General features: G+C 58.3%; 19 protein-coding genes and 1 pseudogene. 9 read left to right on the top strand and 11 right to left on the bottom strand.

The window, feature by feature from the left end; translation table 11 throughout:
• Nucleotides 1–146 precede the first annotated feature (146 nt).
• Both GKR99_15780 and GKR99_15775 read left to right on the top strand, forming a co-directional pair.
• Nucleotides 147–1,293, top strand: a pseudogene (locus GKR99_15780) (IS3 family transposase).
• A 157-nt stretch (nt 1,294–1,450) separates the two neighbouring features.
• Nucleotides 1,451–2,533, top strand: coding sequence for a hypothetical protein (locus GKR99_15775; protein NKB28924.1), 1,083 nt, complete (start codon nt 1,451–1,453; stop codon nt 2,531–2,533).
• A gap of 201 nt (nt 2,534–2,734) precedes the next feature.
• Here GKR99_15775 and rhmD read toward each other — a convergent pair whose 3' ends face one another.
• Genes rhmD through GKR99_15750 form a run of 5 tightly spaced genes read right to left on the bottom strand, consistent with a single transcriptional unit; the run spans nt 2,735 to nt 7,113 of the window.
• Complete coding sequence (rhmD, locus tag GKR99_15770; protein NKB28923.1) at nt 2,735–3,922, bottom strand: L-rhamnonate dehydratase; 1,188 nt, start codon at nt 3,920–3,922, stop codon at nt 2,735–2,737.
• Nucleotides 3,919–4,236 (bottom strand): L-rhamnose mutarotase, encoded by a 318-nt coding sequence (gene rhaM / locus GKR99_15765; protein NKB28922.1) that lies wholly within the window; start codon nt 4,234–4,236, stop codon nt 3,919–3,921. The genes rhmD and rhaM overlap by 4 nt, the downstream gene beginning before the upstream one ends.
• Before the next feature lie 4 nt (nt 4,237–4,240).
• Entirely contained in the window at nt 4,241–5,044 is an 804-nt protein-coding gene (locus tag GKR99_15760; protein ID NKB28921.1) for an FCD domain-containing protein, read from the bottom strand.
• A 15-nt stretch (nt 5,045–5,059) separates the two neighbouring features.
• Nucleotides 5,060–5,935, bottom strand: coding sequence for an amidohydrolase family protein (locus GKR99_15755; protein NKB28920.1), 876 nt, complete (start codon nt 5,933–5,935; stop codon nt 5,060–5,062).
• Nucleotides 5,936–5,940: 5 nt separating this feature from the next.
• Nucleotides 5,941–7,113: an L-rhamnonate dehydratase gene (locus GKR99_15750; protein NKB28919.1), complete on the bottom strand. Its 1,173-nt coding sequence runs from the start codon at nt 7,111–7,113 to the stop codon at nt 5,941–5,943.
• Between the two features lie 269 nt (nt 7,114–7,382).
• On the opposite strand from GKR99_15750, the gene GKR99_15745 reads away from it, so the two are divergent.
• The 6 genes from GKR99_15745 to GKR99_15720 all read left to right on the top strand — a co-directional run bounded on the left by GKR99_15745 (nt 7,383) and on the right by GKR99_15720 (nt 13,698).
• Nucleotides 7,383–8,354, top strand: a complete 972-nt coding sequence (locus tag GKR99_15745) for an aldo/keto reductase (protein NKB28918.1) — start codon at nt 7,383–7,385, stop codon at nt 8,352–8,354.
• Nucleotides 8,351–9,862, top strand: a complete 1,512-nt coding sequence (locus tag GKR99_15740) for an ATP-binding cassette domain-containing protein (protein NKB28917.1) — start codon at nt 8,351–8,353, stop codon at nt 9,860–9,862. The genes GKR99_15745 and GKR99_15740 overlap by 4 nt, the downstream gene beginning before the upstream one ends.
• On the top strand, nt 9,859–10,845 hold the full coding sequence (locus GKR99_15735) for an ABC transporter permease (protein NKB28916.1): 987 nt from the start codon (nt 9,859–9,861) through the stop codon (nt 10,843–10,845). The genes GKR99_15740 and GKR99_15735 overlap by 4 nt, the downstream gene beginning before the upstream one ends.
• Nucleotides 10,842–11,831 carry an ABC transporter permease gene (locus GKR99_15730; GenBank protein ID NKB28915.1) on the top strand — a complete coding sequence of 330 codons (990 nt, stop codon included), beginning with the start codon at nt 10,842–10,844 and terminating at the stop codon, nt 11,829–11,831. Before GKR99_15735 ends, GKR99_15730 begins: the two co-directional genes overlap by 4 nt.
• A 53-nt stretch (nt 11,832–11,884) precedes the next feature.
• On the top strand, nt 11,885–12,880 hold the full coding sequence (locus GKR99_15725) for a substrate-binding domain-containing protein (protein NKB28914.1): 996 nt from the start codon (nt 11,885–11,887) through the stop codon (nt 12,878–12,880).
• 62 nt (nt 12,881–12,942) lie between these two features.
• Nucleotides 12,943–13,698: an SDR family NAD(P)-dependent oxidoreductase gene (locus tag GKR99_15720; GenBank protein ID NKB28913.1), complete on the top strand. Its 756-nt coding sequence runs from the start codon at nt 12,943–12,945 to the stop codon at nt 13,696–13,698.
• Between the two features lie 198 nt (nt 13,699–13,896).
• Here GKR99_15720 and GKR99_15715 read toward each other — a convergent pair whose 3' ends face one another.
• Complete coding sequence (locus GKR99_15715) at nt 13,897–15,111, bottom strand: 2-isopropylmalate synthase (protein ID NKB28912.1); 1,215 nt, start codon at nt 15,109–15,111, stop codon at nt 13,897–13,899.
• Nucleotides 15,112–15,239: 128 nt separating this feature from the next.
• Between GKR99_15715 and GKR99_15710 the strand changes: the two genes are divergently transcribed.
• Nucleotides 15,240–15,905 carry an FCD domain-containing protein gene (locus GKR99_15710; GenBank protein ID NKB28911.1) on the top strand — a complete coding sequence of 222 codons (666 nt, stop codon included), beginning with the start codon at nt 15,240–15,242 and terminating at the stop codon, nt 15,903–15,905.
• A gap of 72 nt (nt 15,906–15,977) precedes the next feature.
• On the opposite strand, the gene GKR99_15705 is transcribed toward GKR99_15710, so the two are convergent.
• From GKR99_15705 to GKR99_15685, 5 genes are read right to left on the bottom strand one after another with little or no spacing between them, the layout of a single operon-like run.
• The gene (locus tag GKR99_15705; GenBank protein ID NKB28910.1) at nt 15,978–16,847 is read right to left on the bottom strand and encodes a hydroxyquinol 1,2-dioxygenase; all 870 of its coding nucleotides are present in this window, start codon (nt 16,845–16,847) and stop codon (nt 15,978–15,980) included.
• Between the two features lie 10 nt (nt 16,848–16,857).
• A complete protein-coding gene (locus tag GKR99_15700) occupies nt 16,858–18,165 on the bottom strand; it encodes a TRAP transporter large permease subunit (GenBank protein NKB28909.1) in 1,308 nt (435 codons plus the stop codon).
• Nucleotides 18,162–18,719: a TRAP transporter small permease subunit gene (locus GKR99_15695; protein ID NKB28908.1), complete on the bottom strand. Its 558-nt coding sequence runs from the start codon at nt 18,717–18,719 to the stop codon at nt 18,162–18,164. The genes GKR99_15700 and GKR99_15695 overlap by 4 nt, the downstream gene beginning before the upstream one ends.
• 16 nt (nt 18,720–18,735) lie before the next feature.
• On the bottom strand, nt 18,736–19,815 hold the full coding sequence (locus GKR99_15690; GenBank protein NKB28907.1) for a C4-dicarboxylate ABC transporter: 1,080 nt from the start codon (nt 19,813–19,815) through the stop codon (nt 18,736–18,738).
• Nucleotides 19,816–19,844: 29 nt separating this feature from the next.
• Nucleotides 19,845–20,300 (bottom strand): OsmC family peroxiredoxin, encoded by a 456-nt coding sequence (locus GKR99_15685; GenBank protein NKB28906.1) that lies wholly within the window; start codon nt 20,298–20,300, stop codon nt 19,845–19,847.
• Nucleotides 20,301–20,305 lie beyond the last annotated feature (5 nt).

The following is a 20,305-nucleotide window of genomic DNA, read 5'->3' as shown; positions in this document are numbered from 1 at the left end:
ATTCGCGCAAGTGTCTTAGCCCCCTAAAACTGTGCCACTATATTGGTCGCGAGAGGGGGACATGGAATGGCACGGAAAAGGCGTTCTGGCCTGCTGCCGGTCTCGTGGACATCGAGATAAGGTGTTCATGAAACTGGAGAATCCACATGACGAGAAGAGCATTCAGCCGCGAGTTCAAGCAGGAAGCGGTGGAGTTGATAACGAAGCGTGGCGTCAGCACGGCGCAGGCTTCAAGAGATCTTGGAATACACGCGACTGTGCTGCGCCGGTGGGTGCTGGCATCTGAGACAAACGGGGCAACTGCGTTCCCCGGTCACGGCAAGTAACTCCAGAACAAGAAGAGCTCAGGAACCTGCGGCGCGAATTGTCGAAATTGAAGGCGGAGCGGGATATCCTAAAAAAGGCCACGGCCTACTTTGCCAAGGACCAGCTGTGATGTTTGCGTTTGTGGCGAAACACCGAGGGGTCTGGCCAGTCAGTTGGATGTGTGACGCGCTCGGTGTGTCACGGAGCGGTTTCCATGCCTGGCTGACGCGACCACGCAGCGACCGGTCGATCCGCTACGAAGAGTTATCGGCGGCGATCCGTGCGAGCTTTCTGCGATCGGACCGAACCTATGGTGTTCGACGGGTCTGGCACGATCTTCTTAAAGAGGGCTATTCCTGCGGGTTGCATTGCGTCGAGCGACAGATGCGGCAAGCGGCCTTCAGAGCTCATCCAAAGCGTCGGCAACCACCGAAAGACGATGGCGCGAGGTCGATCATAGCCGCCAACGTGCTCAAGCGAGAGTTCGATGCAAACGGCCCGAACCAGAAATGGGTGGCTGACTTCACCTAAGTCTGGACGGCTGAGGGCTGGCTCTACGTCGCCGACGTCATCGATCTGTTCTCGCGGCGTGTCGTCGGTTGGCCCATGAGCGATCAGATGACGTCCCAGATGGTCACGGACGCCTTGATCATGGCGATCTGGCGCAGAGGTCGACCAAAGGAGCTGCTACATCATTCCGACCAGGGCAGCCAGTATGCCAGCGAGCCGTTCCAAAGGCTGATGGCTGATCAAGTCATCACCTGTTCGATGAGCCGATCCGGAAATGTCTGGGACAACGCAGCGATGGAGAGCTTCTTCTCTTCGCTGAAAACCGAAAGGGTCATGCGAAAAACCTACCGGACCAGGAAACAGGCGCGCGCAGACGTCTTCGATGACATCGAGCGGTTTTACAATCCGCAGCGTCGGCACTCGACCATCGGGTATCTAAGCCCTATCACATTTGAGGAGCGAGCTATGAAAGCATAAGTTGCCGTCCACGAAACCGGCAGCAGGCCACATTTCCTGAAGGCGCAGGGCGTCGATCTTCTGGCTGACCTGCAGAAAGGACACTGACGTGAGCGAGTTCACAAAGACGCGCACCCGGACATCGTTCCACCCCGCTGCCCCGCTGACGCGGGCGCATATGCCTTCGGGTTTTGATATCTCGCTGGATCGCTATACCGGCGGCCGCACGATGCGCATTCCCGACGATTTCGGGCCGCGCCAGCGTCTTGGCGGCTTCGACCCTGATTTTCACAACATTGTCGACTATATCGTGCGCATCACCCACCGCATCTGGGAAACTGACGCCAGCGGTGTTGAATATATTGCCGACTGCTATGCGCCCGACAGCCTTGTCTACGACGACTATGGGCTGCAGACCGGCAGCACGAAGATCGTCGCCGACACCCATCACACCACCGGTGCCTTCCCCGGCATCGTTCTGGACGCGGAAGAGGTGATCTGGGCGGGTGACGACAAGATCGGATTTCACACGTCACACCTGACGCGGATCAAGGGCACAAACGCCGGCCCAAGCCGCTATGGACCGGCGACGAATGCCGACATAGACGTGATGGTCATCGCCAATTGCGTTGCCCTGGGCAATGACATCTTCCTTGAACATGTCCTCTACAACACATCGGCCATGCTTCAGCAGCTTGGCATAGATTTGTGGGAGGAAGCCGAACGCCTGGCCGCCAATCCCCCGCCCGGATGGCCGCGCAGCGATGCGGTCTGGAACGACCTGCGCACAGCCGCTGCCCTCGCGCGCCCGATCAGCAAGGACGAGCCGAAAGATGGTTTCGATCCCGACGCATTTGCGCGTCATGTCCACGATTCGATCTGGAACGGCGATGGGGCCGCGATCGACGAAAGTTATGCTGCCGATCTGCCGTTTGAAGGCACGACCGACCGGGCCTTCACGGGCCGCGACGCCTACCGCGCCTATATCCAGGAACTGCGATCAGCCTTCCCCGATCTGACCCTGCAAGTGGACGAGGTTTACTGGATGGGCAACGATACCGACGGCTGGCTTGTCTCGACCCGTTGGAGCGCCGAGGGCACCCATACCGGCGCCGGCCTGTACCGGTCGCCGACCGGCGCCGCTTGTCAGATCTGGGGAATAACCCAGTGGGCGGTTTCGGATGGCAAGGTCACGAAGGAATGGCAGCTGTTTAACGAGCTTGACCTGATGATGCAGATTGCTGCGGCACGCCGCCCGTAGCCGCATCTTCAGCAGGCCGAATTGCCGACACACTTCACGCAGCCAAGCCCCGCTTTTGTGCCATTCCGGGGGGGGATGCGTATCCAATCCAAACAGATTGCCTGGTTGCATTATCGGGGCGGGCACCCTCGGCTTAGGTCAATTTGCCGGTGTCGGTATCGTGGTGGTCGGGCGCACTGGTGTTCTGACACCATGTGACATTCACTGCGGAATGGATTTCAGCACGCTTCTGTCCTTGATCGTCATTCCGAATCCGGGTGCCGACGACAGCTTGAGTTTGCCATCCACCGGGACATTCTCGCCTTCGAATAGATCACCAAATACCGGAAGAATTGACTGGCCGTCTGCGCTTGAGGCGACATATTCGCACAACGGCGCACCCGTTTGACTGGCGATGAAATGAAATGAATACGGCCCACTTCCATGTGGGATAACCGGGATGTCCAACGTCGAGGCATGGGCCGCGATCCGCAATAACTCGGTCAGGCCACCGACCCACATGACGTCGGGCTGTAACACGTCGATCAAGCGCTGTTCGATCAAGGGGCGGAAGCCATAGCGCGTGTACTCATGCTCTCCGGTTGTCCATTTCGCCTTGGGATGCGCTTGTCGGATGTGGCGGTAGCCGTCGACATCTTCCGGCGAAAGAACCTCCTCCCACCAATAGATATTCAGGTCTTTGCAGGCTTCGGCCAGTTCGATTGCATAAGGCACCGTCAGCGACATGTAGCAATCGACCATCAGGGGGTATCCGGGACCAATTGCGTCGCGATGGGCGCGCAGAAATGCGACGTTTTTCTCTAGCCCCTCATCACGATCTGCGGGGCCGTGGGGCAATGGAACCTTCGCGCCCCAAAACCCCATTTTCTTGATCGCGCCCGCATCCGGGCCGGTGCAATAGAAAGAGATTTCGTCGCGGGTCAGCCCGCCGGTCAGATTATAAACAGGTTCTTCCCGGATTTTTCCCAGAAGATCCCATAGCGCCAGATCGACCACGCTGATCGCCATCACGGTGATGCCCTTGCGCCCGTAAGGAAGTGAGGCACGGTACATCTGGTCCCACATCAGATTGATGTTTCGGGCATCCTGATCGACCAAAAATCGCGCAAAATGATTGGCGATCAGCCACGCCGCCGGGACGCCGCCGGTGCCGGTGGCGATGCCGACCGTGCCATCTTCGGCCTCAATCTCGACCAGAATCGACCCCAGCACTCCGATCCCCCAGGAGGTTCGTTTGTCGCGATACTGCGGATACGAAGACATCGGGTTCGAGATCAGGCTGTCCACCAGCCAGTGATCGCCCGCACCCTGATTGAAATAATCGCCGCCCTTGCTGGATTTGGACACTGTCCAGACACGGATATCCTTGATGCGGATAGCCCGGTTCATGACAGCAGGAATACCCGTTTCAATGGCACCTGGGTCGGGACGTTGTTGGCGTCTGTCTCCATCACGTCGGCCATATGTGCCCACCAGCGCTTCATCACCTCGGTATCGGGCAGCGCGTCCAGCGTATGGTCATCGGCGCGCGTCAGAATGCCGAACAGATGGTTCGATTCCGGATCGTGCCATATCGTGTAATCGGACACGCCCGCATCTTTAAGGGCCTCGGCAAGTTCGGGGAAAATCTCGTCATGCCGTTTTTCGTATTCTGCGGCCTGTCCCGGAAACAGGTTCATGCGAAATGCAATACGTTCGGGCATGGGATTACTCCGATAATTCGTGAATGGCTTGGATTGTCGTGCTCAGCACGTGGTCCAGATGTTCCTGATACGCCTGCACTGCAGCCGTGGCGTCATGCGCCCCAATCGCCTCGGCGACGCGGATATGCTGATCGACCGAAATGTCGATCACACCCTGCGTCGCGCTGGCAAGGCGGCGGGCATCAATCGCGACGTTGTAGAGCCCTTCCGATATGGTCGAGAGGATCGTATTGTTCGCACCCTCGTTGATCGCCTGATGATACTCGGCATCCAGCAGGCGAAACCCGACCGGGTCCTCGTAAAACGTGCGACCATCTTTCGCGAGTGCCAGAATGCGCGCGCGTTGTTCGTCATTCGCGCGTTCGACACAGAACCGGACCAATTCCAACTCAACAACGGCGCGGGCCTCAAACTGAACCTGAATGTCGTGATCAGGAACTGACAACAGCACATTAAATGGTGTCACCAGGCGTGTCGGCGACAGGTCAGTGACCATATAACGGCCACCCTGACGACTTTCCAGAATTCCCATTAGCGTCAGCGCCTTAAGCGCTTCGCGCAGCGGCGGACGACTGATGCCGAAGGCCAGGCACATCTGCTGTTCGGTCGGCAACCTGTCTTCGGCTTTGAGGTTGCCGGATTTGATCATCGCCAGAATTCGGTTCGAAACCTGTTCGGATATCGACGGGCGCACCAAGGTGCCGCCCGCAAAGCCCAAATCGGCCTCAGCAGCCTTCTGGGCCTTCACAATGGCTGCGAATGTATCGCCGCCGCCTACAAGGTTTTTGGGGTCCGCAAGGTCAGCCACTTCGGTTCCAGTCCGCTACAGTCCAAGTCGATAGAAGTCATTTGCGTTGTCGCGATAGAATTTACGCAGGTCGGTGTCTGACGCGCCTTCGAACGCCCTGTCGAGGGTTTCAACCCACCGCGTCAGGCTGGTCGCCAACAGACAGATCGGCCAGTCACCGGCATAGATCGTCCGCTCAAATCCAAAAGCCTCGATCGTGGCGTCGATATAGGGGCGCAGGTCGTCGTCGGTCCAGTTGTCGGGATCAGCATAGGGCGGTAAATCTGACAGCTTGATCCACATATTCGAATGTTGTGCCAGGTCGCGAATGTCGGCGCGGTATTGATCGATCGCCCCTTCTTTGATCCCGGGTTTGCCGCAATGATCCAGGATCATCGGCACGTCGGGGATGTGCTGCACAAATTCGCGGATGATGTCCATCTGGGTGAAGTTGACGTTGATTTCAAAGTGCCAGCCAAACTTGTGCAGCAGGTTGACGCCTTCGATAAACGCCGGCGACAGGGTCAGCGCGCGCGGGTCTTCGTCGAATTCCATGATCCGGCGGATACCCTTCACCGTCGGGTGGTCGGTCTGCATCTGCCGCAACATCGGTTCCACCCGCGCACCCCATTCCAACGGCGCCATCGGCACGATGCCCTTGATGCGCGGATCGCGTTTGGCGCTGTCTTCGACGAACCTGATCTCATCGATATATTGCCCGCCAGTGGCCGTGAAATCCGCGAAACATTCCAGGAAAACCATGGCTTCGACTTCAATATCGCCACAGGCCTTCTGATAATCCTCGATCTGGTAGGACTTGCCGAACAGCGGGTGACCTTCGAACGCCGAATACTTCAGGCGCTCCATGTCCCAGATGTGCAAATGCGTGTCGATGATCGCGAAATCGGGCATGGCCTTTAACTCGTCAGCCGGAAGTTTTTGGGATCCGGGGATTGCAACGTCAGCCCAAAGCCCGGTCTTTCGTCGGACAGGTTGATAAAGCCATCCTCGGCGACGGCTTCACCGTCAAAGATATACCAGAACAACTCGTTCCCAACCTCGACCGGGACCTTTGGAAAGTATTCGGAAATCGGCGCAGCATAGGACGACATGCTGATGTGATAATTGTGCATTTGCCCGGCATGCGGAATGACGGCGACGTCATTGGCTTCACACAGCGCCGCGATTTTCCTGGCGGCGGTGATGCCCCCGACCCGGTTTACATCGAATTGGGCGATGTCAAAGGCGCCCATGTCCAGCGCCTGTCGGAACCCATGCAACGTATATTCATGCTCACCGCCCGAAATCGCGACCTTGTTCATGGCCCGAAGTTCGGCATATCCGGCCAGGTTGTCCGAGATTACGGGTTCTTCCACCCAGCGCATGTTCAGCGGTTCCAGCAGCCGCAGCATCCGCTTGGTAAATTCGACATTCCACCCCATATAGGCGTCGCCCATGATATCCACATCCGGGCCGACAGCTTCGCGCACCGTTCTGACCAGATCGAGGTTCTTGTTGATCCCCTCAAGTCCGTCCTTCGGCCCCCAGCCAAAACGCATTTTGACGGCTGTAAACCCCTCATCCGCATAGGCTTTGGCTTCGGAAAACAACGTCTCAAGCGGTTGGCTGTAAAGCCGGCTGGCATAGACCGGGATCTTGGGTTTTGTGCGTCCGCCCAGCAGCTTGAACACCGGTTGTGACAGCAATTTACCCTTGGCATCCCAAAGCGCCAGATCGACGGCCGAGATCGCCGTCATACCGATGCCTTTGCGCCCGAAAGGCAGGGTGCGGCGATACATTGATTCCCAAAGGTATTCCGTATCAAGCGGGTCCGCGCCGATCAGCAGCGGTTTCAGATAAGTATCGATGGTTGCCTTACAGGCATGCGGCGCAAGGGCGGCATTGCCGATCCCGATTGTGCCATCGTCACATTCAATTTCGACAACCAGCCAGCCCAGAAACCGAAAGCCTGCGATTGACCCCGACACGTCTGAAACGAGGTCTCCGGCGGTGGTGCAGAAATGTGGCGGCATCGGCGCAACCGGGCCGATCCATTCCCAAATTGTCGTTCTGACGTCGGTAATCCGCACCATCCGAAACCGTTCCCTTTTTACCTGTCGCAACTTGTTTACGTCACACGCCCACGAAGCGATCCGCGACCAATGGTGCGTATTCAGCGTGCAAAAACCTGGCTCTGGTTTGGCGCTTACAATAATACTTGTCAAACAAATTTTTGTCTGACAAATATACAAAACAGAGTCGAATTGACCCGACAAGGGGGAGGGATGGTGTAGTGGCCGGACTGTTTCACAGTCGCCGCAAAGTGGCAGATACGTCACTGCGACTTCCCACATTTGGAATGGGTACAGCCCACGTTGGTGAGCTGTACGGAACGGTTGAAGAGGCTGTCTCGCAAGCCACTTTCAATGCCGCATGGGACGGTGGCGTGCGCTATTACGACACCGCCGCCTGGTATGGGCGCGGCTTGGCCGAACATCGGTTGGGCGGCTTTCTGCGCACCAAACCGCGCGACGAATTTCTGATCAGTACGAAAGTAGGCCGGACGCTTCATCGCCCTGCCGACCCGCGCGCCTTTGACCGTGGTCCCTGGGTTGGCGGGCTGAACTTCGAGGTGAAATTCGACTATTCCTATGACGGGATCATGCGGTCCTATGAACAGGCGTTGCAGCGCCTTGCACTTGATACTGTGGACGCATTGGTGATCCACGACCTCGACAGTCTGTTCCATGATCCGCCAACCATCGCCGCGCACACCAAAGACCTGGCTTCAACCGGGATGAAAGCCTTGGACGAGCTGAAGTCAGCAGGCGATATCACGGCGTTTGGCATGGGTATCAACATGAAAGAACAGCTTGCCGATCTTGCGCAAGCGGTCGACCTGGATTTTGCTCTGGTCGCAATGCCTTACACCTTAATTGATCAGGACAGCCTGCATAGCGGAATGAAGGCCTGCGTTGACCGCAATGTCAGTGTGATTGTCGGGGCGCCGTTCGCCTCGGGCATTCTTGCAACCGGATCGGCAGGTGCTGCGCACTATAACTATGGTGCCGCCGATGCTGAGGTGATTGAGAAGGTCCGCCGCATCGAAGCTGTCTGCGCTGCGCACAAGGTTTCCTTGCAGGCAGCTGCGCTTCAATTTCCGATGGCGCACCCGGCTGCCGTCGCCATCATTCCCGGTGCCGCAAAACCCGAGGAGCTGGTCGCCAATATCGCGTCGCTGGATGTCGGTATTCCGGCGCAGTTCTGGAGTGATTTGAAGTCCGAAGGTCTGATCGATTCGGATGCCCCAGTGCCAGGATCAGCCCCGTGACAGACGATTCCCCTATCCTGATCGAAGCGCGCGGCGTGTCGAAGCAGTTCGGCGGGGTCGAAGTGCTCAGCGATGTTGATCTTGACCTGCATGCGGGTGAAATCCACGCACTGTTGGGGGAAAACGGTGCGGGAAAGTCAACATTTGCGAAAATTCTGGCCGGAGTTCACCGCCCGACCCGTGGCACGCTGCGCCTGAACGGTGCCCCGGTCGAGGTGCCCAACCCGATTGCGGCACAAAAACTGGGCATCGCCCTAATTCATCAGGAACCTGTGTCATTTCCCGACCTGTCCGTCGCCGAAAACATCGTCATGGGTCGCCAGGGCAAGGCGCTTTTGTCGCGGGTCCCCTGGGCCACGATCATTGCCGATGCGCGGCGCTATATGGACCTGCTGGGCGTTTCGATCGACGTCAATCGTCCGATGCGCGGGCTGTCCATTGCCAATCAGCAGATGGTGGAAATCGCGCGGGCGCTGGCATCTGACAGTCGCCTGATCATCATGGACGAACCGACCGCGCCCCTGACCCCGCGCGAGGTCGACACGCTTTTCACCATTGCCCGGCAATTGCGCGACGAAGGCCGCACCATCATCTTTATTTCGCACCGCCTGGAAGAGGTTCGGATGTTGTGCGACCGTTTGACGATCTTCCGCGATGGCGCCCATATCGCGACCCAGACCATCGACAGCATTTCGGACGATGAGATTGTGCGCCTGATGATCGGGCGCACGTTGAAGAAATATATGCGCAAGCACACCGCCACGATTGGCGACACGGCGCTGGAGGTTTCGAACCTCAGCCTGGCCGGAGCGTTCGAAGACGTCAGTTTCACACTCCGCAAGGGTGAAATCATTGGCTTGGGCGGTCTGGTTGGGGCCGGGCGAACCGATGTCGCACGTGCGCTGTTCGGGATCGCTCCTGTGTCGTCGGGGCATGTTCACGTCAATGGTTCAGAGGCGCGTATCACCAAACCAGCCGATGCTATCGATCTGGGTATTGCTTTCGTTCCCGAAGATCGCGCCGGCGACGGTATCTTCGCGACGCTGCCGGTTGAACACAATCTGACCGCGGCAATTCCCGGCAAGATTGCACCAAGTGGCGTTATCAAGCGTGGGCTTGAACGCGGGTTCTCGAACAAATCGGTTGATGATCTGTCGATCAGGCTCGCCTCGCTCAACCAGCCTATTGTCGAACTTTCGGGCGGCAATCAGCAAAAGGTCATACTGGCCCGCTGGTTACTGACCGAGCCGGACATCCTGATCCTTGATGAACCGACGCGCGGCATCGACATCGGCGTAAAGGCCGAATTTTACGACATGATTGGTGATCTGTCCGAAGCGGGTCGGGCGATTTTGCTGATCTCATCCGAGCTGCCGGAACTGTTGTCGCTGTGTGACCGCATCCTGGTTATGTCCGAAGGGCGTCTGACCGCCGAAATCCCGCGGGCCGAGGCCACGCAGGAAAACGTCATGCAGGCAGCTGTGCCGCGCCGGGGCGTTGCCGCGTGAACGCGCTGCGCTTTATCTTCCTGCGCCGCGAGGCTGGCATCCTGGTGATGATCGTCCTGTTTTGCGCAGCCGTAGGGCTCTACAAGCCGCAATTCCTGACCGGCCAGAGCCTGCGGATTGTGCTGCTTTTGACGCCATTGATCATGATCGGCGCCATGGCGCAGATGCTGGTGCTGGTTGCACGCCATGTTGATCTTTCAATCGGGTCGATGCTTGGATTTTCAGCGATGGTCGTCGGCCTGATGTACCGCGATTTGCCGGACGTTTACTGGCTGATCGGATTTCCGGTTGCAATGGCGACCGGCGCTGCGCTGGGGCTGGTCAACGGGTTGCTTGTTACGGTGTTCCGGCTGCCGTCGATCATTGTGACGCTGGGCACGCTCAGCCTGTACCGCGGGTTGACGTTTATCATTTCAGACGCGCGCCAGATCAACCGAGCCAACATCCCGACCGAGTTGAAGGCGATGTCGCGAACCTCGCCCATATTCGACATTCCCTGGATCATCTTGATCGCATTCGCGATTGCATTTGCGACCTATGTGATCGCGCGCCACACGCAGCTTGGTCGCCAGATTTATGCTTTGGGATCCAACCCAGAGGCCGCACCCCTGCGCGGCATCAACGTCACCAAAGTCACGCTGATTGTCTTCGCACTTGCCGGCGCACTCAGCGGGTTGGCTGGCATTCTTTACGTAAGTCGCTGGGGCTTTGTGAATCCATCAAACACCGGCGCAGGGTTCGAATTTCAGGTGATCGCCGCCGTGGTAATCGGGGGCGTGTCGATCAACGGCGGCGTTGGAACGGTCATGGGCACCGTGCTCGGCGTTCTGTTGCTGGGCTGCGTCGCGGCGGCGCTGCCGTTGTTGGGCATACCCGGCTCGACCCAGAATGCCATTTACGGCGCTGTGATCCTGATTGCGCTGCTTATTGACCGCACAGTGCGCCAACGCGGCATATTGGCGATGAACCGGGGGGCCGCATGACCGAAACCGCCGCCGCACCAACCCGCGAAATGGCCCCGGCACGCCCGACATGGCACGTTGTTCTGGTGCGCCCGGAAACCATGACGCTGTTCCTTCTGATCGCCGGAGTGATCGGGGCCAGCATCCTGTCGCCGTTCTTTCTGGACGCGAATTACATTCTGCGCAGCTTTACCCTGACGGCCGAAATGTCGATCGTCGCGCTGGTGCTGACGATGGTTGTGATCTCGGGCGAGATCGACCTGTCGCCTGCCGCAAATATGGCGCTGTCGGCGTGCATCTTTGCCTGGGTGCTCGACGCCGGTGTCTATCTGCCTTTGGCCGTTCTGGTTGGTTTGCTCGCCGGATTGGTCATGGGCGCAATCAACGCGTTCATGTCGATCCGCATGCAGCTTCCGTCGATCATCGTCACCATCGGAACCCTGATCTTTTATCGGGGATTGGCGCAGGTCATTGCTGGCGACCGCTCGATCCGGGTTCCGGACAGTTTCATCGGCATCAACACGATCATGGTGTTCGGTGTGCCGCTGCCAGTGGTCATCTTTTTCGTGGTCGCGCTGGCGCTGGGGCTGGTTCTGGGCACCACGGTGATTGGCCGCCAGATCTACCAGATCGGTACAAATCAACAGGCGGCCTTGCACGCGGGCATCAATGCCAAGCGGATCAAAGTGGGTCTGTTCCTGACGCTTGGCGTGGTCAGCGCAGCGGCAGGGATCATGGCCGCATCCCGGCTTGGATCAGTTCGCTATGACCTGGTGTTGGGCGGAGAGCTTCAGATGGTGCTGATGGCCATGCTGGGCGGCACTTATATCTTCGGCGGGCGCGGCACAATTCTGGGGACGTTCCTTGCCGCCTGGTTGCTGGTGATAGTGTCCACCGGGATGACGGTCGCAAACCTGCTGCCTGCCATCCAACTGACGGTGCTGGGTATACTGCTGATCGTCGCAATCATCGCCACCAATTTCATCTACGCCCGAACGCAACGCTGACGGGTGCGCCAAGGGGGCTTGCCCCAATTCCATAACGTCAACAGGAGGTTACTATGCTAAAGAAGACACTCACCGCCGCGACAGCCGCGCTGGTCATTTCGACCGGCGGGGCCATCGCGCAGGACATCGATATCGTGTTTGTCGGCAAGAACACCGGCAATCCGTATTTCGATTCACTGACCCAGGGCTTTGTTGAGGCTTGCGAAGTCATCGCCTGCAACTTCGAATTCGTGGCTCCGGCAACCGCCGAAGCGACATCGCAGATCCCGTTCCTGGAGGCACAGATCCAGCGCGGCGTTGATGTGATCGCAATCTCGCCAAACTCACCCGATGCATTGAACCAGGTGTTCGATTCGGCGCGTGAACAGGGCATCATCGTCCTGACCGTCAACGGCGACATCACCGGCAATGAAAGCCATCGCGATGCCACGATCCTGCCGACAGACTTTACCAAAGTCGGCGCGGATCAGATCGAAATGGTCGGCTCTTTGATTGGTTATGAGGGTGAGATTGCGATTCTTTCGGCAACCACGGAAGCGCCGGACCAGAACTTCTGGATCGAGGGCATGAACGAGACCATCGCGAATGACCCGAAATACGCCAACATGACATTGGTGGCCACCGTCTACGGTGACGACCAGCCCGAGAAGTCGACAACCGAGATGGAGGCACTGCTTGCCAACTTCCCGAACCTGAAAGGCGTCATTGCGCCAACGACGGTCGGCATCGCTGCTGGCGCCCAGGTCGTGCAAAGCCGTGGCATTGCCGATCAGGTGAAGGTCACCGGTTTGGGGCTGCCCTCGGAAATGCGTGAGTTCGTCAAAGACGGCACGGTTGAGGGGTTCCAGCTTTGGTCCCCATACAACGAAGGCTGGCTGGCGGCGCATTTTGCGGTTGGCTTGAAAAACGGCTCGATGAGTAATGAGGTCGGCGGGACATTCGACGTGCCGAACCTTGGGACCATTACCATCAACGAAGGCAACTCGATCAACACACAGTCAGCGCTGACAACTTTCAACGCCGACAACATCGACGACTTCGACTTCTGAATACTGAATTAAGAGCGGGCGCCGGTCTGGCGCCCGCTTTCCAACACTGAAAGCACCCCCCCATGAACCGTTATGATTTTGAAAATCGCGTCGCAATTGTTACCGGCGGCGGGCAAGGCATCGGCCATACGGTCGCCAAGCGCATTCTGGACAGCGGCGGCAAAGTGTCGATCTGGGAGGTGGACCAGACGCTGCTGGATGATCTTGGCGAAAGCCTTGGTGGCAATTCGGACAATATTCAGGCGCTGAATGTCGATATCAGCGATCTGAAAGGTGTTCGCGCCGCAACGCAGAGCGTCGTCGAGCACTTCGGCAAAATCGACATTCTGATCAACAATGCAGCGATCGTGGGCCCCAATGCGCCCACCTGGGAATATCCAGATGGCGCGTTCGAGGATGTTGTTCGCATCGGCCTGGTCGGAGCCTATTACGTCAGCCGTGCAGTTGTGCCGCATATGATTTCCGCGGGCTATGGGCGGATCGTCAACCTAAGCTCGGTAGCCGGCAAAGAAGGAAACCCCGGCGCGCCGGCTTATTCGTCAACAAAAGCCGCCGTTCTGGCATTGACCAAATCGATGGGTAAGGAACTGGCAGGGCACGATATTTCGGTGAATGCGGTGACCCCGGCCGTTGCCAAAACCAAAATGGCCCTCAGCCAGGACCCGGAATTTCTGAATATGATCCTGTCAAAAATACCGCGCGGACGCATGTTAGAGCTTGCCGAAGCCGCATCCATGATTTGTTGGCTGGCGAGCGCGGAAAACTCGTTCACAACTGGCGCTGTATTTGATCTGTCCGGTGGCCGCGCGACCTATTGAACCAGTATCGCCTTTGATGGCCTTCCCGGAGCGATCTGATCCTTCCTGTTCACTTTTGCGCAGAGAGTACGATCAGACCCCATCCTGCCGTTGACAGGTCACACGGGCCTCCCCGATGCCCTGCCCCCAGGGCAAAGCGGGTACGGGGTGTCGCAAACATAGCGTGATACGCGGGAACGGAACCCGCGGGCGTTGACGTCAGGCAGCGCCGCGCACGGCCCCGACGATATCCTGGAATTCCGCATCGCTGAGTATGTCGCGTTTTTCGATGCCCTTGGCTTTGACAGCGGCCAGAACCTCGGCGGATTGCTCATCGTCCAACGCCCCCAGGCCCAGCGCCTCCATCTTATAGGTGACCGAAGCCTTGCCGCTTTTCTTGCCCAGAACGACCTCACCCGTGCGCCCGGTAAGGGCGGGATGGGTGCCGAACATGACCAGCGGGTCGTGCATGACATATTGGATGCCGATACCGCTTTCGCGGATGAAGTTGCCGTCGCCCAGAACCGGTTTGTTGCGTGCGATCGGGATGTTGGAAAGGTCGCTCAGCAGCGCCCCAAGCTCTGGCAGTTTGTCCAGACGATAGCCGGTGTCGTACCCATAAAGCAGGTCGAGGCCCAGCATCAGCTCTTCCAGCGCGGCGTTGCCGGTGCGCTCTCCCAATCCGTTGCCGCAGGAGTGGACGCATTCAGCGCCCGCGGTCACGGCGGCAAGTTCAGTGGCAACGCCCATGCCAAAGTCATTATGCGTGTGAATCTCGATCGGCAGGCCGGTCATTTCTTTCACCCAGCGCACCATATATTTGATCGCCTCTGGTGTTGCGCACCCCATTGTATCAACGATTCCAATGGCATCCGGGGGCGACTCGGCCATGATCGCCTTGCACAGGTTGGTCAGATCATCTGGACGCGCGCGGGTGGTGTCATACGGAAAATAGACCGCGTGAAGGCCGCTTTCGCGGGCATAGTTGATGACGTCGCGGGACTTCTTGAACACGTCCTCCCAGGTCCAGCCGAACTGGGTGACCAGCTTGGGATAACCGATTGGCACTTCGATGATGACGCCCTGCGCGCCGCATTCCAGGGCCATGTCGATATCGGCTTTCATGGCGCGCGCGAAGGTATAAACCTTTGATTTCAGACCAAGTTTCGAGATTTCTTTTATTGCCTCGGCGTCCATGGGCGATACTGCAGGCATCCCGGCTTCAATCCGTTCGATGCCGATCTCATCCATTTTGGTGGCGATGCGGATCTTGTCGTCGATCGAAAACACCACACCGGGGGTCTGTTCACCGTCGCGCAGCGTTGCATCGTGGATTTCGACTTTTGGCGGCAAGTTCAGTGACTTGCGAACCTCGGGGACAAAGTTGTAGGGGCTGACCCACCATTTGCCGTCTTCGAAATGGGATTCGCGCATCGAGGTGCCTCCGGGCTGTTTTCACTTTTGATTTTTCGCCTATATTTCGATGCACCTCAACAAAAAAACTACTTTTTTGCGAATGGATAGTGTTTGTTATTTGTGTTTGCAGATGTCAGTTTTGTCGCATGAAACAATCCGCCAATGATCCGAAGTCGACGCAGTCTTCAACGCAGCGTGTTTATCTAAGACTACGCGATGACATCATAACCGGGCGGCTGGTTCCGGGCGAGAGATTGAAGATCGAATCTCTGAAAAACTCTTTGGATACAGGGTCTTCGCCTGTTCGCGAAGCGTTGAGCCTGCTGACCTCGGATCAATTGGTCGAACGGTTGGACCAGCGCGGATTTCGCGTGGCCGAAACCAGCAACGCCCAATTCCGAGAGATTCTGGACCTGCGATGCAATCTTGAAGAGCTGGCGGTACGAGAATCCCTGGCACATGCCGATGCCGGCTGGGAGGATCACCTGGTTCTGGCCCATCACCATATGGCGCAGGCCAGCCGGCGTGACGCAGAAGCCTATGAAAAACTTCACAAAAACTTTCACATGGCGATGTTGGCTGCCTGCCCGTCGCCGATCCTGTTGCGGTTTTGCAGCCAGCTTTATGATCTGAATGTGCGCTATCGGTATCTTGCGGCACGCTCTGAAGGATATGGGCGCCGCAATGTCGAGGCCGAGCATCGCGCAATACTGGACGCGGCGGTGGCGCGGGACGTCGATGCCGTTTGCGAAAATCTGCTTGATCACTACCGCAAGACCGGCGCGTTTTTGGCGGAATTGCTTGGCCTGTAAATACTGCAACTTGCGGGTCGGCACTGCGTCGGCAAACCGTATGCAAATCGTATGGCACTTGTCGGACCGATGTCAGGCGGGCGTCAGCACCAGATCGAAGTCGACTTTCAGCCAGGGACCATCGACTTTGCCGGACAGGTCAAACCCTTCTGACGGAAATGATCCCGCGGGTTGTTCGACGTAGCGCATGACCAGATCTTCGCGCACGCCAAACACCGTGTCCTGATCCAGATAGGGATCGTCGTCGGCGAACACTTCGGAAACCAGCGTTTTGAAGCCATCGGCCTTGGCGATGAAATGCAGATGGCTTGGGCGCCACGGATGGCGCCCGGTGGCGTTCAGGATTTCACCAACCGGGCCATCGGTCGGCACCGTATAGCTGACTGGCTTTACGGTCGTGAATCCATAGCGGCCATCGGCCCCGGTCGTCTGAATACCATGGAAGGAATAGGTATCCTGTTCGTCGTCCTGGCTGGAATAAAGACCATTTGGCGCAGTCTGCCAGATATCGAGGCTGGCGCCTTCGATCGGATTGCCGTGCATGTCTTGCACCACGCCAGTGGCCATCAACACGGCACCCTCATAATGGCGCTTCATGTCGTGACCCATCGGAATCGCCGGGGCATCGGTGATATGAAACGGGCCAAGGACCGAGGATGAGGTTCCACCTTCGACGGTATTGACCATATCGACCAGCGACGACACCCCAAGCACATCGGACAGTAGCACGAATTCATGCCGCTCCTTGTCGGAAATCTCGCCCGCCCATTCCAGCAGCTGGATGCCCTTTTCCCATTCGGCGTGGGTCAGCCCCGTATCTTTGACGAAAGCATGCAGATGGGTCGCCAAAGAGGTCATGATCTCCATCAGGCGCGGGTCGGTGTCTTTGCCGAAATAGCCGAGGAACACCTCGGTGATGTTGTCCTTTGTGACGTTGCGCATCTGTGACCTTTTAGTTCAGGATTGCCAGGCTGAGCGCCGGGAACCGGATCAGCAGGATCAGTACAATCAGCATGACGCCTGCAAACGGCAATGCGCCCATGAACACATCTTTGAGGCTAATGCGCGGGTCGTCCAGTGTTGATTTGATGACGAAGCAAGAGATGCCGAGCGGCGGCGTGAGCAACCCGATTTCGGCACCTACGACTGTGATAATGCCAAACCAAACAAGGCTGAGGCCCATCGGTTCGATCAGTGGCAGGAACAGCGGCACGACAATCAGGATGATCGAGGCGGTGTCCAGAAGCGTGCCCAGGAACAGCATCAGGATCACGTAAAGGACCATGATCGTGAAGAAACTGCTCTGGTTGCCCGCAAGCATGTCGGCCAGTTGGTTCGGCACCCCGGCCAGCCCCAGCATCCGCGAATAGATCGAGGCGGCGGTGATCAGGAACAGCAGGAAGGCGGTGATGTGGCCGGTTTCAAGAAGCGCGTGCCAGAAATCGCGCCAGGACATCGAACGGCGGACGATGGCGATGCCAAGGGCGACCAAAGCTCCAGCTGCGCCTGCCTCAACCGGGGTCAGCCAGCCGGTGTAGATGCCGCCGAGTACGACAAGGATCAGCCCCACCACGGGCAGGGTTTTGGAGGCGATTTCGCCGGCTGGCATACGCTCGTAATCCGTCGCGGGGCGTCCGCCGACAAATCCGGGTGTCAGACGGCCCATGGCCCAGATCGCGCCGATATAGGCGACGGCCAGCATGATGCCGGGGACGACCCCGGCCAGGAACATTTCGCCCACGGATTGTTCGGCGACGAAAGAATAGATGATCAGCATCGCCGAGGGCGGGATGATCATGCCAAGCACGCTGGATCCTGCGACGACGCCCACCGCGAAACGCGGGTTATAGTCATGGCCCAGCATCTGCGGGACTGAGACCTTGGAAAACACCGAGGCCGAAGCGATGGATGATCCTGTGACGGCGGCAAACACCGCGTTTGCCCCGACCGTGGCCATGCCGATGCCGCCTTTTACCCGGCGGAATCCGGTGGACATAACCTCATATACATCCGCGCCCAGCCCGGCCTTGGAGACGATCAGCCCCATGAATGTAAACAGCGGAATGGTGGCGAATGTGTATTCCATCGCAGAATCGCCGATGGCGATTTTCAGCAGGTTCATTGCCAGCGTGAAGTTGTCACGCATCAGCCAGATCGACACGAAGCTGACCGCACCCAGGGCGATGGGGATATAGACGCCCAGATAGATCAGCAGGACGATGGCCCCGACCGAGGCGAAGCCGATTTCGACCGGACTCATTCCGGGGCGCTTTGCGGTTCGGGCGCGCGGGCGATTTGGGTTCTTGCCATGGGCAGGACAACTTTCAGCACGAACAACAGTGTGCAGAGGGCGGCGCTGAGCAAGATGACCAGTTTGATCGGCCACCATGGCGCGGTAAAGACGCCGGGAACGCCAAAGTAATCCTTGGTGTGCCACATCTCGGTGAATTCGGGGAAAATGGCGACGGCAACCAGCGCCATGAACACCGCCGACAGCGTGTCGATGGCGCGTTGCAGGGCGCGCGCCAGTCGCGGATAGCGCGGGCCGATCACGGTCAGGAAACCGTCCGAGCGGGTCAAGCGGTTCACCCGCACCACATCAGGCAATTGCAGGAACACGATCAGCACCATCGAGAATTGCACCACTTCGACAGCGCCCAGAAACGGGGCGTTGAACAGCCCGCGCGCGACGATGTCAAAGCTGACGACGCCGACCAGGGCCAATACGACCAGGGTACCCACCGCGTTTGCCGCGATGGCCACCCCGCCGCCCAGCCTCCAAAGGCTGGTTGCGGCCGATATCAGGGACTGCATATCAGCCGCCCTGGGTTCAGTTGGTCACTGCGGACCAGTCGCGCACGCCGGTATAGCCAGCGTCCTTCAACTTGCCGAGATAGGCGTTCAGCATGTCTGTGCCGGGTTCGCCCTTGCCGTCCAGATCGGCGGCCCATTCAGCTGCAATATTCGGGATCGCGGCCGCCCAGGCAGCACGTTCAGCCGGGTCCAGATCGACGATTGTTCCGCCAGCGGCAACATAGGCTTCGCGGCTGGCAGCTGCGCGGTCCATGGCGATACCCGCGACGTGATCGCGATAGGCGATGGCAACGTCTTTCAACACGCCCTGAACTTCTTCCGGCAGGCCATCCCAGTAATCTTTGTTGACGGTGATGGTCTTGGAATTCACCGCGCCAAGGTCCGCCTTCAGCATGTAAGGCGCGACTTCTGCGATCTTGAAGGTCTTGGCGGCTTCCGGCCAGAGCATTGCGTGATCCACAAGACCCGTTTGCAACATGTTGTAGAAATCCGTCAGACCGCCGCGCACACCGGCGGCACCTTCAATACCTTCGAGGTAACGCAGATTCATGCCCGCGCCAGCGACCTTGCCGCCTTCGATGTCTTTCAGACCACTGACCGGGTTTTTCGAGAACACCTGATAAGTATCCAGAACCACGCCGGTCGCCAGATAGACCTGGTTCTGGGCGGCCATCTCGTTCTGCATGGTCGGGTATTCGCGGGCTATTTCGTCCACGGCCTTGGCCACAGCGCGGGAATCGGCGGCGACGAAGGGGGTCACTGCGGAAATCGCCTGGCTGGGCAGTTTCGAGGAATGGAAGATGGTGGTGACAATGCCGATATCGCCCAGGCCCAGCTTGACGCCTTCCAGCACGCTTTTGGGTTTGACGATCGCGCCGCCATAGCTTTCCTGCCACTCCATCACGTAATTGCCGTTTGCGGCCAGGCGTTTGTCGACCTCGGGAATGAAGAAATTGGTGAACTCAGCAACCCAGAGCGCGCGCGCTGGATAGCCGTCGATGACAACTGCCTTGATAGTCTCGGCAGCGAAGGCCGGGGCAGTGGTCAGCGCTATGGCAAGGCCAAGGGCCGTGCGGCGTGTGAATGTTGCGATCATGGTGTCTCCTCCCAGAGTGTGGCGCGGGTTCAGCCCTTGCGCCAGGTTACAGTCAGGTCCGTTCCGGCCTGCTGATAGAGTTTGCCGATAGGGCAGTATTTGTCGGTTTCGAGCCCGACACGCCTGATATCTTCTTCCGAGGCCGGGCCGTCGGCGGTCACGTCCAGCCGCACGGCCTTGAAGGGCACGTCGACTTCTTCCATCAGCAGAACGCCGCGACGGTCAAAGTCGATCTCCATCTCGAAAGTCAGGTGGCCGATGTCGACGCCCAGCTTGTCGGCGCATTTGTTACCGATGACGTTGGTGCAACCGATCAGCGCCGCATAGGCGGTTTCGGTCGGCGAAAACCCGGTGTTGGTGCCGCCGCGCGCGACGGGTTCGTCAATCGCGACAGTCAGGTCGGGCGAATAGACTTCGGACCGGGCATGGCTTGTGCCTTTGCCGGACATTTTCACTGTGATGGTGGTTTTCTGTCGGATGGCCATTCAGG

The sequence above is a fragment of the Paracoccaceae bacterium genome (assembly GCA_012103375.1).
Classification (GTDB): Bacteria; Pseudomonadota; Alphaproteobacteria; order Rhodobacterales; family Rhodobacteraceae; genus WLWX01.
This window is presented reverse-complemented; position numbering and strand designations above follow the sequence as displayed.

Coding starts and splice junctions, on each gene's coding strand:
- GKR99_15775 (NKB28924.1), top strand. CDS start 1,451: ATGCCTTCGGGTTTTGATATCTCGCTGGATCGCTATACCGGCGGCCGC.
- rhmD (NKB28923.1), bottom strand. CDS start 3,922: ATGAACCGGGCTATCCGCATCAAGGATATCCGTGTCTGGACAGTGTCC.
- rhaM (NKB28922.1), bottom strand. CDS start 4,236: ATGCCCGAACGTATTGCATTTCGCATGAACCTGTTTCCGGGACAGGCC.
- GKR99_15755 (NKB28920.1), bottom strand. CDS start 5,935: ATGCCCGATTTCGCGATCATCGACACGCATTTGCACATCTGGGACATG.
- GKR99_15745 (NKB28918.1), top strand. CDS start 7,383: ATGGGTACAGCCCACGTTGGTGAGCTGTACGGAACGGTTGAAGAGGCT.
- GKR99_15730 (NKB28915.1), top strand. CDS start 10,842: ATGACCGAAACCGCCGCCGCACCAACCCGCGAAATGGCCCCGGCACGC.
- GKR99_15725 (NKB28914.1), top strand. CDS start 11,885: ATGCTAAAGAAGACACTCACCGCCGCGACAGCCGCGCTGGTCATTTCG.
- GKR99_15720 (NKB28913.1), top strand. CDS start 12,943: ATGAACCGTTATGATTTTGAAAATCGCGTCGCAATTGTTACCGGCGGC.
- GKR99_15715 (NKB28912.1), bottom strand. CDS start 15,111: ATGCGCGAATCCCATTTCGAAGACGGCAAATGGTGGGTCAGCCCCTAC.
- GKR99_15710 (NKB28911.1), top strand. CDS start 15,240: ATGAAACAATCCGCCAATGATCCGAAGTCGACGCAGTCTTCAACGCAG.
- GKR99_15705 (NKB28910.1), bottom strand. CDS start 16,847: ATGCGCAACGTCACAAAGGACAACATCACCGAGGTGTTCCTCGGCTAT.
- GKR99_15700 (NKB28909.1), bottom strand. CDS start 18,165: ATGAGTCCGGTCGAAATCGGCTTCGCCTCGGTCGGGGCCATCGTCCTG.
- GKR99_15695 (NKB28908.1), bottom strand. CDS start 18,719: ATGCAGTCCCTGATATCGGCCGCAACCAGCCTTTGGAGGCTGGGCGGC.
- GKR99_15690 (NKB28907.1), bottom strand. CDS start 19,815: ATGATCGCAACATTCACACGCCGCACGGCCCTTGGCCTTGCCATAGCG.
- GKR99_15685 (NKB28906.1), bottom strand. CDS start 20,300: ATGGCCATCCGACAGAAAACCACCATCACAGTGAAAATGTCCGGCAAA.